We start from the raw sequence: 12,569 nt of genomic DNA on the forward strand, positions 1-12,569 counted from the left end.
GGGGTCCCTTCAATTGTTTGGCCACTTGTCACCGGAGGCTTCCTCACGTGACACCGCCCTGATGTTAGATTTATGGGGATGCCAGCCGATAGATCTTTCGTAGATGCAGCCACCAATGCAGCCGTCGCACCCGTGAAGCCGAGCGTTTCAATCATCATCCCGGCGTACAACGAGGAAAGCGTCATACGGCAATGCCTGATCGCGGCCATCTACCAGTCAGTACCTGCGGACGAGATCATCGTCGTTGACAACAAGTCCACGGACCGCACCGCCCAGATCGTCACGCAGATGCAGCAGGAATACCCGGAAAGCCCCATCATGCTGCTGAGCCAGGACAAAGCGCAGGGACTCATCCCCACCCGCAACTTTGGCCTCAATCGAGCCACGTCGGACATCCTCGGCCGGATCGATGCCGACTCCGTCGTTGAACCCGACTGGGTTGAGCAGGTCCAAAAGGCTTTCGCCGATCCCTCGGTGCAGGCGGCCACGGGTCCGGTGGTCTACTACGACATGCCGATGCGTCGATTCGGACTCAAGGCCGACGACAAAATGCGCCAGCTCATGCTTCGGCTTGCGAAGCATCAGTACCACTTCCTTTTTGGATCCAACATGGCGCTTCGCCGCTCCGCATGGGAAACCATCCGGGACGAAACCTGCCTGGATGAAAGGGACGAGATGCACGAGGACATCGATCTCTCCCTGCACCTTGCCGACCACGATCTCAGGGTGCAGTATTGGCCGCAGATGGTCTCTGGCATGTCTGCCCGCCGGCTCGAAGATTCACCGCGCGACTACCGCTATTACGTGACCCGCTTCGACCGCACCTACAAGGCACACAACGTCAAGAAGATGGCCCTGAAGGCTCCCATGGTGGTGTTCTTCTCGGTCTACTTCCCGGCCAAGCTTCTGCGGGCCATCCACACGGCCAATGCCGGCCAAGGCGTCCGCCGAGGCGGCCTCTAGCCACTCAGTCAGTGCCGAGTTCGGCGATCTTGCCCTCGGCGTCGCCCTTGCCGCTCCGCTGACCGGCGACGACGACGGCGAGTCCAACCAGGATCAAGGCGAGTCCCGCATAGGTACCGGCCGGCAGGGTCTCGTGCAAGAAGACGGCAGCGAGAATGGCTGCGCCCGGAATCTCCAGCAGGATGATCATGGACACCAGGAGCGGGCTCATGGTCGCCAGGAGATGGTTGAAGGCGGTGTGGCCCACCAGTTGTGCACACACGGTGATGGCCACGATCCCCAGCCAGCCGCCGGCGTCGAACCCTACAAGCGGCTGGCCGCCCGTGATGGCGAGCACAGCGACGATGGCCGCACAGATCCCGTAGCAAAGCGTCGTATATGTTCCAATGCCCATGCTCTGGCGGGCTTTGCCTCCGGCCAAGGTATATAGGCCGGCCAGGGCGCCTCCGGCGAGAGCCAGGATGTCACCAAGAAAGGCTTTCGGGGAGGATCCCATATCGAAGCCCGTGATGGCGGCTACGCCGCCCAGCGCGATACCCAGGCCCACGAGGACCGGCCAGCGGTGCTTTGTGCCGCGGAGGAGCTGGAAAACGGCGATCCAGGCGGACTGCAGGCACACCAGGGCGGTAGCGGCCGCGACAGAGGTGAGTTGGAGCGCGGTGATGAAGCACGCGAAGTGGAAGGCCAGTGCCACTGCTGCCACAGCGGACGAGGTGAACTCGTTCCGGGTGATCTTGCGGAACTGGCGCGGCTCGCGGATCAGGACCGGCGAGGCCATGACGACCGCGGCGATCGCGTTGCGCCAAAAGGCGATAGCGAGTGCCGTGACGGAAGTAGCTCCAAGCGTTCCCGCGATGAGGGGTCCGGATGACGCGACGCCGAGCACACCCAAAGCAGCAACAATGAAGTTCACATTTCAACCTTAGTGGGGCGGTTAACGCAAAGAGTCCCGGTCATTTCTGACCGGGACTCTTTCCTATGGTGGAGGCACGGGGACTCGAACCCCGAACCCCCTGCTTGCAAAGCAGGTGCGCTACCAATTGCGCCATGCCCCCATAAGAAGCAACCCGTCCATACTACCCTAGTTCCTTCGATGGTTTTCGCCATCTCCAGGCGGGGCGCCTTTCGCTAGTCAACCGTGTCGGTTGCCTTGCTCCAGACTGTCTTCTGGGCTTCGGATTCCTGCACTTTTTTGTAGAGCAGGACGCCTGCGATCGCAGCTGCAACTACGAGCAACTTCTTCACATGCACCCCGTTCCGGTTCAGTTTCCTGAACCTTTAACAAAACCTGTGCAGGTTCCGTGGGCGTACCAGGACTTGAACCTGGGACCTCTTCGTTATCAGCGAAGCGCTCTAACCGCCTGAGCTATACGCCCCGATACCTCTTCGGGCCGAGACATGACTTTACAGCACATCCCGGCCCGATCTCAAATCGAGGTATTTTCACCACTGTTTTCCAGCAGTTTCCCCCAATTTCCGACCGACTGGGTCAGTCGTCGGTGAGGGTCACGCCAATGCCGCCCACGAGTGTTGCGGCAATGTTATAAAGCACGGCGCTCAGCATGGACAAAGCAGTCAGTAGAACAACATTCACCACGGCAATGATGGTTGCGAAGGAGGCAACCTGTCCGAGGGATGCGACCTTCTTGAGTTCGAAGCCGCCGCTTTCCGAGCCCGCCAGGGTGCCGAGAAGGCTGTCCACCTGGTTGAAAATGCCGGTGAGGTCCAGAACGGTCCAAAGCACGATTGCCGCAATCACAGTCACGATGCCCAAGGCAACGGACAACAGGAATGCCATCTTCAGGACAGACCACGGATCAACCTTGCTGACGAGCAGGCGCGCGCGGCGAACTTTCGCCTTGGGTGCCGGCTTCACGAGTCCGGGGGTCCCGGCGGCGGGCCGCTGCTGGCCCTGCACGGGGCGCTGGCCGGGCGCGGCGGGACGCTGACCCGCCGGGCGCTGGGTTCCCGCGGTTCCCGCGGGACGCTGGCCAGGAACGGCGGGACGCTGACCGGGAACCGCCGGGCGCTGGCCTGGGACCCTTTCCGCGCCAGTTCCTGCCGCACCCGAGGCGGATGCCGCAGGGCGCTGCTGGGGACGGGCCGGTGCGTCTACCCGTGGAGTAGCCGACGGCTGCCGCAATCCTCCAGGGACACCCGTGCTTGGCTTGGGATATGAGTCCGAATTGCTCACTCGTTACCTCCGGTATTGTCTTCGTTCAGCTCGACGCCGGACCCATTACCGGATCCTGCGGCCGATCCCGATTCGGCCGTCGCGGTCGCCTGATCGGCGCCGCCGTTTGCAGCCAACGTTACGTCATCGTCCGCCTCGGACGTTCCTCCGGCTGGATTTTCGACGCTATTGACGCTTGAGGCGTCGTCGGTGCCCTCGCCCTGATCGTCGTCGGAGTCCTCGAGGCCGCGTTCGCTGTTGCGGGCCACCTCGATGATGCGGTCGTTCTTGTCAGGCTTCGCGAAGATGACGCCCATCGTGTCACGGCCCTTGGCAGGCACACCGGCCACGGCGGAGCGGACAATCTTTCCACCCTCCATGACCACCAGGACTTCGTCTTCTTCGTTGACGATCAACGCACCAACAAGGTCGCCTCGCTCTTCCTGAAGCTTGGCCACCTTGATGCCCAGGCCGCCACGTCCCTGGAGCCGGTATTCCTCGACGGCGGTGCGCTTGGCGTACCCGCCTTCGGTCACCACGAACACGAACGAGCCGTCCTGGACCACGTCGGCCGCGAGGAGTTCGTCGTCTTCGCGGAACTTCATGCCGGTCACACCCGAGGTAGCACGACCCATGGGGCGCAATGCCTCGTCGGTGGCCGTGAAGCGGATCGACTGGCCCTTGCGGGATACCAGGAGGAGATCGTCCGTTTCGGACACAAGCTGCGCCGAGACAAGCTCGTCCTCGTCCCGAAGGTTGATGGCGATGACGCCGGCCGTGCGGTTGGTGTCGTAGTCTTCCAGGCGCGTCTTCTTCACAAGGCCGTTCTTGGTGGCGAGCACCAGGTACGGGGCTTGCTCGTAGTCGCGCAAGTCGAGGACCTGGGCGATGTGCTCGTCCGGCTGGAAGGCCAACAGGTTTGCCACGTGCTGTCCCTTGGCGTCGCGGCCGGCCTCGGCAAGCTCGTATGCCTTGGCCCGGTACACGCGGCCTAGGTTGGTGAAGAACAGCAACCAGTGGTGCGTCGTTGTGACGAAGAAGTGCTCCACGACGTCGTCGCCGCGAAGCTGGGCACCCTTGACGCCCTTGCCGCCCCGCTGCTGCGAACGATAGTTGTCGCTGCGCGTGCGCTTGACGTATCCGCCGCGGGTGATGGTGACCACCACTTCTTCCTCGGGGATGAGGTCTTCCATGGACATGTCGCCGTCGAAGCCCATGAGGATGTGGGTCCGGCGGTCATCACCGTGCTTCGCCACGATCTCGGCCAGTTCCTGGCTGATGATGTCGCGTTGGCGCTGTTCGGAGGCCAGGATCGAGTTGAATTCCGTGATCATGGCTTCAAGCTCGGCGTGCCTGTCCTGGATCTTCTGCCGTTCCAATGCGGCGAGCCGGCGGAGCTGCATGTCGAGGATGGCGCGGGCCTGGAGCTCGTCGATCTCCAGCAGACCCATCAGGCCGTCGCGGGCAGCCTCCGTGGTGTTGGAGGCCCGGATGAGTGCAATGACCTCATCCAGCATGTCCAGCGCCTTGAGCAGGGCGCGCAGGATGTGCGCCTCTTCCTCGGCCTTGCGCAGGCGGTAGCGGGTCCGGCGGACAATGACGCTCATCTGGTGGGCCACCCAGTGCCGGATGAAGGCGTCCAGGCTCAGCGTGCGGGGTACGCCGTCGACAATTGCCAGCATGTTGGCGCCGAAATTGTCCTGAAGCTGGGTGTGCTTGTAGAGGTTGTTGAGCACAACCTTCGCCACGGCGTCGCGCTTGAGCACGATTACGAGCCGCTGGCCTGTGCGGCCGGACGTCTCGTCGCGGAGGTCCGCGATGCCCTGGATCTTGCCGTCCTTGACCAGTTCGGCGATCTTGATGGCCAGGTTGTCCGGGTTTGCCTGGTACGGAAGTTCGGTGACCACGAGGCATGTGCGGCCCTGGAGTTCCTCGACGTTTACCACCGCGCGCATGGTGATGGAGCCGCGGCCAGTCCGGTACGCGTCCTCGATGCCCTTGTGGCCGAGGATAGTGGCGCCGGTCGGGAAGTCCGGGCCCTTGATGCGTACAAGCAACGCCTCGAGCAGCTCTTCGCGGCTGGCTGTCGGGTTGGCCAGGTACCATTGCACGCCATCGGCAACTTCGCGGAGGTTGTGCGGCGGGATGTTAGTGGCCATGCCGACGGCGATGCCGGAGGAACCGTTGACCAGCAGGTTCGGGAAACGCGCCGGCAGGATGGTGGGTTCCTGGTTCTTGCCGTCGTAGTTGTCCTGGAAGTCGACGGTTTCTTCGTCGATGTCGCGCACCATCTCCATGGCCAGCTGGGCCATCTTGGTTTCGGTGTAACGCGGAGCCGCGGCGCCGTCGTTGCCCGGGGAGCCGAAGTTACCCTGCCCAAGAGCGAGCGGATAGCGCATCGTCCAGTCCTGGATGAGGCGGACCAAGGCATCGTAGATCGCGGTGTCACCGTGCGGGTGGTATTGGCCCATGACCTCGCCCACCACGCGGGCGCATTTGTTGAACGAGCGGTCCGGGCGGTAACCGCCGTCGAACATCGCGTAGAGCACTCGGCGGTGGACAGGCTTCAGGCCGTCGCGGACGTCCGGAAGCGCACGGCCAACGATCACGGCCATGGCATAGTCCAGGTAGGAACGCTGCATTTCCGTCTGCAGGTCCACCTGGTCCACGCGGTCAGTCAGCACGTCGCCCTCAAGTACGGGTTCCGGAATGCCGGCCGACTCGGCGGGAACCTCAGGTGTTTCTTCACTCATGGTTTATGATTTCCGTTTCAGGTATATGTCAGTACTGGAATATTCCTAGGGGCTTTTGAAGTCTCTAGATATCCAGGAACCTGACGTCCTTGGCGTTCTGCTGAATGAAGTTCCGGCGCGACTCCACGTCCTCACCCATCAGCACGGAGAAGGTCTGGTCCGCCGCCAGGGCATCGTCCATGGTGACCTGCAGGAGCGTGCGGTGGTCCGGGTCCATGGTGGTGTCCCAGAGTTCGGTGTAGTCCATTTCGCCGAGGCCCTTGTAGCGCTGGATGCCGTTGTCCTTCGGGATCCGGCGGCCGGCGGCCTGGCCGGAGACCAGCTTGGCGTCTCGTTCACGGTCGCTGTAGACGTAGTCGTGAGGGGCGTTCGACCATTTGATGCGGTACAGCGGCGGCTGGGCCAGATAGACATAGCCGTTCTCGATCAGCGGACGCATGTAGCGGAACAGCAACGTCATCAGCAGCGTCGTGATGTGCTGGCCGTCCACGTCGGCATCGGCCATCAGGACGATCTTGTGGTACCGCAGCTTGGAGATGTCGAAGTCCTCGCCGATGCCCGTGCCGAAGGCCGTGATCATGGACTGGACTTCATTGTTGCCGAGCGCCTTGTCCAGGCGGGCGCGCTCGACGTTCAGGATCTTTCCGCGCAACGGCAGGATGGCCTGGGTCTCGGGGTTGCGTCCACGCTTGGCCGAACCCCCGGCGGAGTCACCCTCCACGAGGTAGACCTCGCAGCGCGCGGGATCCTTCGAGGAGCAGTCGGACAGCTTGCCCGGCATACCGAAGGATTCTAACGGGCTCTTGCGACGTGCGTTGTCGCGGGCTTTGCGCGCGGCCATACGGGCCTGTGCCGCCTGGACAGCTTTGCGGATGACGTCTCGCGCCGGGCCCGGGTTTCGTTCCAGCCAGTCGCCAAGCTGGTCGGTGACCACCCGTTGGACGAAGCCCTTGACCTCGGAGTTACCCAGTTTGGTCTTGGTCTGGCCCTCGAACTGCGGTTCCGACAATTTCACGGAGATGACGGCTGTGAGGCCCTCCCGGATGTCGTCACCGGTCAGGTTGTCATCCTTTTCCTTGATGATGGTCTTCTCGCGCGCGTAGCGGTTGATGAGTGAGGTCATCGCGGCACGGAAACCTTCTTCGTGGGTGCCGCCCTCGTGGGTGTTGATGGTGTTGGCGTACGTGTGGACGCTCTCGGAATAGGCCGTGGTCCACTGCATCGCGACCTCGACGGCGATGTGCCGCTCAGTGTCCTCGGTTTCGAAGGCGATGACGTCCTCGTGGACGACGTCCACCTTCTTGTTCGAGTTGAGATGCTTCACGTAGTCGAGCAGGCCGTCGTCGTATTGATAAACGACGGTGCGGTGTTCGGCCGCCACTTCGCCTTCAGTCGCCACCGCGTCAAGATCCAGGTCGTCGTCGCCTGCTCCTGCGACGGGACGCTCGTCCGTGAGGGTGATGCGCAGGCCCTTGTTGAGGAAGGCCATCTGCTGGAACCGGGCGCGGAGGGTTTCGAAATCGAAATCGGTGCTCTCGAAGATGGTGCCGTCCGGGTAGAACGTCTGGGACGTTCCGGTCTGGTCCGTTGCTTCGCCCTGGACGAGTCCACCCTGCGGCTTGCCGCCGTCGGCGAAGCTCATCCGCCAAACGTGGCCCTGGCGACGCACCTCGGTGTCAACCCTGCGCGAAAGCGCGTTGACAACGGAAATACCGACGCCGTGAAGGCCACCGGATACGGCATAGCCGCTGCCGCCGAACTTGCCGCCCGCGTGCAGGATGGTCATGACAACTTCGACCGTTGGCTTCTTCTCCGTGGGGTGCATGTCTACCGGGATGCCGCGGCCATCGTCCACGACCTTCACGCCGCCATCGGCCTGCAGAGTCACCTCGATGTGGCTGCAGTATCCGGCAAGCGCCTCGTCCACCGAGTTGTCCACCACTTCGTACACCAAGTGGTGGAGGCCGCGCGGGCCTGTGGATCCGATGTACATACCCGGGCGCTTACGCACCGCTTCGAGACCTTCAAGAACGGTAATGTCGCTCGCACCGTACTCCTTGGACCCCGAGGGGGTGTCAGGCTTATGGGCGTTCTCCTTCGCGGGATCTACTGCCAAGGTCTCTGCATTGTCGTTAGCCACAGGCGCTTTCGACTCCTCCGTGTTCGATGGTCGCCGGCCGTCACCGCACCAAGGAAGCACGTCCGTCAGGACACACCACAGGGATACGGCAGCCGCCAACAGGGACGTCACTGCTAACGCCGGCTACTTCGTCAATGGCGGATCCGCTTATACAAGTGCTGTTCAGCAGAGCCAATCAACGTTCACCGGCGCCCAGTTGTCTATGCCGATTCTATCGTGACTGGGCGCAGTTCCTTGCAAAACCCGGCCCTTATGCTCAGGAAAGTAGCTCTGGGAGGCCGCTGGCCCCATCTGCAAGCCGCCAAAAGAGCACCCTCTAGGGAGCTGTACGGTCCGGGGAGGTTTCTCGCCCCTGTGCGCCGTTCAAGCAAATGCGCCAATATGGGCGCGGGGGAAGTTACCCGTAGGTATCCCGAGGGCCCCGCCCATTGACGCTTCGGCCGCCCTTCCGCCAACTCGGTGCAGTGGGGGCGAGCACCTGAATGGAGGTCACCACTCCGTCTCCGAGTTCCTTTCGGAACATGTCCAGGAGGCTTGTACTCAGGAGCCTGAGCTGCGTTGCCCACGCCGTGGAATCGCAGCGGACATGGAGCGTGGTGTCGGTGAAGCTCTCCGGAGTGCAATGCGCGGAGATCTCCGGTCCTACCAAGGCATCCCATTCGGCCATCACGGAACCGACGGCTACTGGAGACGTCCAGCCGCGTTCGGCTACGAGCCTCCCGACGACTTTCCCCAAGCCAAGCGGATCCCGGCCGCTACCGTGGAATTGGCTGAATCCGCGGGTGTCGCGGACGCCCTTGCGTTTGGGAGCGGCGCCCGTCCGCGGGGCAGCGCGGCGGATTTCGCCACGTGCTGCGGCCGCTTCGCGCATCCGGTTCAACGCTGATTGGGCAGCGTCGATCTCGTCAGGGTCCCTGCCCGGCTGGCGTCCGCCGGGGCTATCCTTCTCCATCAATGCCTCCGGGCACAACCTTCACGCGCCGCCCCGCCAGTTCCTCGGGAATGTCGGCGTCGACGGCGGCCGTCACCAGCACCTGTTCGGCACCGGCCACTATTGCAGCCAGTTTACGCCTGCGCTGCACGTCCAGTTCAGCGAACACATCGTCGAGGATGAGGATCGGAGCAGAACCGCCGGTTCGGGTGTCATCGAGCATGACGTAGTAGGAGGCCAAGCGCAGGGAGAGGCACATGGACCATGTTTCGCCATGGGAGGCATAGCCCTTGGCCGGAGCTTGGCCCAGAACCAGCTCGAGTTCGTCGCGGTGGGGTCCGACCAGGGAGATTCCGCGCTCCAACTCCTTCCGGCGCGAGGCAGCGAAAGCCTGGACATAGCGCTCGGTGAGTTGTTCCACGGACAATGTGCGGAGGTCCTCAACCCCTTCCGAACCTTCCGCGAGACCCTCGGCGGGACCGCCGTCGTCGTCCAACACGCCCTGGATGGTAGATCGATAGACCGCGCCCGCTTCCTTCGATCCGTCCGTCAGCTGGGCGTATGCGCTCTTGAGGTGGGGTCGAAGCAGTTCCACGAGTTCCAGCCGTGCATGCAGGAGCTCGGCACCGGCCCGCGCCATGTGCTGGTCCCACACATCGAGCGTTGCTTCGTGGCCTGAGGTGAATTTGCCGGTGCGGGCAGATTTCAACAAAGCGTTGCGCTGTTTGAGCACGCGGTCGTAGTCGCTGCGGGTGGCCGCGTGTACCGGCATGAGGCTGACCAGCAGTTCGTCCATGAAGCGCCTGCGGTTCGACGGATCACCCTTGACCAAGGCAAGGTCTTCCGGGGCAAAAAGCACCGTCTGGCAAATGCCCAGGATGTCGCGGGCGCGCACAGGATTTCCGCGGTTGATCCGGCCGCGGTTGGCACGGCCGGCGTTGATCTCAAGTTCGACCACGGTCGATTGTTCACCGCGAACAAGCTTCGCCCGGATCAAGGCGCGCTCCGTGCCGAAGCGCAGGAGGGGCGCATCCGTACTCACGCGGTGCGAACTCAAGGTCGCCAGGTATCCGATGGCCTCCATGAGGTTCGTCTTGCCGATGCCGTTGGACCCCACCAGGACCGTCACACCGGGGCCGAGCTTGAGGTCAACCTGCGCGTAGCTGCGGAAATCGGTCAGCGAAAGATGTTCGAGGTACACGCGTACTGCTGGTGGGCCGGGGCCTAGTTGGCCGGACGGGTGGCGTGTCCGCCGAATTGGTTGCGCAGCGCAGACACCATCTTCATGGCCGGGGAGTTGTCTTCACGCGAGGAGAAACGGGCGAAGAGCGCAGCGGTGATTGCCGGCGCAGGGATCGCGTTGGCAATGGCTTCTTCAACGGTCCAGCGGCCTTCACCGGAGTCCTCGACGTAGTCTCCGATGGAGGCCAGTCCCGGATCTTCGTCCAAGGCTTTGACCATGAGGTCCAGTAGCCAAGAACGGACAACGGTGCCTTTTTGCCACGCACGGAAGGTGCCGGGAAGGTCTTTGATGATGTCCTTGGCGGCGAGCAGTTCGTAGCCCTCGGCGTAGGCCTGCATCAGGCCGTATTCGATCCCGTTGTGGACCATCTTGGCGTAGTGGCCTGCTCCGACGCCGCCGACGTGGACGAAGCTGTCGGCGCGATCGCCTTCGGGACGGAGTGCGTCGAATACCGGCATGGCGAGTTCGATGTCTTCATCCGCGCCGCCTGCCATGAGTCCGTAGCCGTTCTGCAAGCCCCAGACGCCTCCTGAAACACCGCAATCGGCGAAGCGAATGTCCTTGGAGGCCAGGAAAGTGGCGTGTTTTTGGTCTTCAGTGAAGCGTGAGTTGCCGCCGTCGATCACCATGTCCCCGGCGGAAAGCTTCTCGCCGAGTTCGCTGATCACGGCATCGGTGATCTCGCCGGAGGGAACCATGACCCACACCAGGCGCGGCGCCGGAAGGGCAGCGATCAGTTCGTCAACGGACGCGACGTCGGCGATGTCCTGATTGCGGTCGAAGCCAGTGACCTCGATTCCGCCCTTCCGCATGCGTTCGCGCATGTTGAAACCCATTTTTCCAAGGCCGATCAGTCCGATGTGCACGGGGTGAACTCTTTCCTGCGTTGGTGGTTTTGGTCTTGACCCGACTGACTCGCATTTGTTGTCGTTTTGGGCGCCCAGAACGACAACTAATGCGAGCTAGTTGGGGAGGCGGACAGGCATCACGAGGTAGCGGTAGTCGCCTTTGTCATCGCCGTCGGCGTCAACTTGGGCGGTGATCATGGCTGGCTTCGGTGCCGTGGTGAAGGAGAAGCGCACGAACTTGGTCTCGATCACGCTCAGGCCTTCCACCAGGTAGTGCGGGTTGAACGCTACCGTGATGTCTTCGCCGCTGAGCTGGGCTTCCAGTTCCTCGGAGGCCTGCGCATCTTCGCCGGTACCGGCGTCCAGACTCAGCTGGCCCTGCGTGAACGCCAGGCGAACCGGGGTGTTCCGTTCGGCCACCAAGGACACGCGGCGAACGGCTTCAACGAGTTCCTGCGTTTGGACCGTTGCGTGGATCGGCGTGGAATCCGGGAACAAGGACCGAATCTTGGGGTAGTCGCCGTCAACGAGCAATGAAGTGGTGGTGCGCCCGCCGCTTTCGAAGCCAATCAGGCGGCTGTCGTCGTCGGCGAGGGCGAGATGGATGTCACCGCTGCCGCCGAGAGTCTTGGCTACCTCGTTGAGGGTCTTGGATTTCACCAAGGCACTCGTGGAAATTCCCGGGGTGACGGGCTTCCACGGTACTTCCCTCATGGCGAGGCGGTACCGGTCCGTGGCGAGGAGGGTGATCATGTCATCCTCGATCTCCATCCGGACACCGGTGAGGATCGGCAGGGTGTCATCCCTGCTGGCGGCGATGATGACCTGCGAAACGGCCTGGGCGAAGGCGTCGCCGGGCAGGGTTCCGCTGATGGCGGGAAGCGCCGGAAGCGGCGGATATTCGGATTCCGGCATCGTGGCGAGATGGAAGCTGCTTCGACGGCATGTGAGGGTGACCTTGCTGCCATCGGTTTCGATGTCGACGGGAGCCGAGGGCAGGCTGCGGCAGATATCGGCCAGGAGCCGTCCGGAAACCAGGATGGTTCCTTCGGTGGTGATGTCAGCTGGAATCTCGAGACGGGCGGAGGTCTCGTAATCGAAGCTCGAGAGGCTCACTGTTCCGGCTTCCGCCTTGAGCAGGAGACCTGAGAGTACCGGGACGGGCGGCCGCGGAGACAAGGACCGGGCTGTCCATGTGACGGCTTCTGCCAGGACATCCCGCTCGACTCTGAACTTCACGGAAGGGTGCCGCCTTTCATTGCTGCTGCCAGTGTTCCACCGGAAACTCCCCCAGGAGCCCCGAAAACCAGCGCCCGGAACCCGAACGCTGCATGGTCCGCACTGAGCGAACTACAAAGCAGCGCCAAGGATGGACGCGATGCAGACAGCTTAGCCGGAACTTCGGGCATTAACCCATCCCCGGCCTGCTGGCTTGTGGTTCGAAGCAGCCGCGGGCTGCGTCGGTGGGTGGGCGGAAGGAGATTGTTATTTGAGGGAATTCATTTTTTTGGGATTAGT

Annotated in this window: 10 protein-coding genes and 2 tRNA genes; 1 reads left to right on the top strand and 11 read right to left on the bottom strand. The window is 62.8% G+C overall.

What is annotated here, in order from left to right; all coding sequences use genetic code 11:
• Window positions 1–78: 78 nt before the first annotated feature.
• On the top strand, window positions 79–963 hold the full coding sequence (locus AB4068_RS05025; protein WP_059388873.1) for a glycosyltransferase: 885 nt from the start codon (window positions 79–81) through the stop codon (window positions 961–963).
• 4 nt (window positions 964–967) lie between these two features.
• Here AB4068_RS05025 and AB4068_RS05030 read toward each other — a convergent pair whose 3' ends face one another.
• The 11 genes from AB4068_RS05030 to dnaN form a co-directional block, all read right to left on the bottom strand.
• A complete protein-coding gene (locus AB4068_RS05030) occupies window positions 968–1,876 on the bottom strand; it encodes a DMT family transporter (protein WP_441432826.1) in 909 nt (302 codons plus the stop codon).
• Between the two features lie 66 nt (window positions 1,877–1,942).
• A tRNA-Ala gene (locus tag AB4068_RS05035) sits at window positions 1,943–2,018 on the bottom strand.
• A 73-nt stretch (window positions 2,019–2,091) separates the two neighbouring features.
• On the bottom strand, window positions 2,092–2,208 hold the full coding sequence (locus AB4068_RS05040) for a DLW-39 family protein (RefSeq protein ID WP_216363197.1): 117 nt from the start codon (window positions 2,206–2,208) through the stop codon (window positions 2,092–2,094).
• Window positions 2,209–2,265: 57 nt separating this feature from the next.
• A tRNA-Ile gene (locus AB4068_RS05045) sits at window positions 2,266–2,339 on the bottom strand.
• A gap of 113 nt (window positions 2,340–2,452) precedes the next feature.
• On the bottom strand, window positions 2,453–3,157 hold the full coding sequence (locus AB4068_RS05050) for a DUF3566 domain-containing protein (protein WP_306963404.1): 705 nt from the start codon (window positions 3,155–3,157) through the stop codon (window positions 2,453–2,455).
• Window positions 3,154–5,889 (bottom strand): DNA gyrase subunit A, encoded by a 2,736-nt coding sequence (gene gyrA, locus AB4068_RS05055; protein WP_306963406.1) that lies wholly within the window; start codon window positions 5,887–5,889, stop codon window positions 3,154–3,156. The genes AB4068_RS05050 and gyrA overlap by 4 nt, the downstream gene beginning before the upstream one ends.
• Window positions 5,890–5,953: 64 nt before the next feature.
• Entirely contained in the window at window positions 5,954–8,029 is a 2,076-nt protein-coding gene (gene gyrB, locus AB4068_RS05060) for a DNA topoisomerase (ATP-hydrolyzing) subunit B (protein ID WP_306963408.1), read from the bottom strand.
• Window positions 8,030–8,426: 397 nt separating this feature from the next.
• Window positions 8,427–8,981 (bottom strand): DUF721 domain-containing protein, encoded by a 555-nt coding sequence (locus AB4068_RS05065; RefSeq protein ID WP_306963410.1) that lies wholly within the window; start codon window positions 8,979–8,981, stop codon window positions 8,427–8,429.
• Window positions 8,968–10,161 (bottom strand): DNA replication/repair protein RecF, encoded by a 1,194-nt coding sequence (recF, locus tag AB4068_RS05070; protein WP_284988560.1) that lies wholly within the window; start codon window positions 10,159–10,161, stop codon window positions 8,968–8,970. Before recF ends, AB4068_RS05065 begins: the two co-directional genes overlap by 14 nt.
• A 23-nt stretch (window positions 10,162–10,184) precedes the next feature.
• Window positions 10,185–11,069: a phosphogluconate dehydrogenase (NAD(+)-dependent, decarboxylating) gene (gene gnd / locus AB4068_RS05075; protein WP_059388866.1), complete on the bottom strand. Its 885-nt coding sequence runs from the start codon at window positions 11,067–11,069 to the stop codon at window positions 10,185–10,187.
• A gap of 96 nt (window positions 11,070–11,165) precedes the next feature.
• Window positions 11,166–12,290, bottom strand: coding sequence for a DNA polymerase III subunit beta (gene dnaN / locus AB4068_RS05080; protein ID WP_059388865.1), 1,125 nt, complete (start codon window positions 12,288–12,290; stop codon window positions 11,166–11,168).
• Window positions 12,291–12,569 lie beyond the last annotated feature (279 nt).

The sequence above is a fragment of the Arthrobacter sp. 2RAF22 genome (assembly GCF_052115325.1).
Classification (GTDB): Bacteria; Actinomycetota; Actinomycetes; order Actinomycetales; family Micrococcaceae; genus Arthrobacter.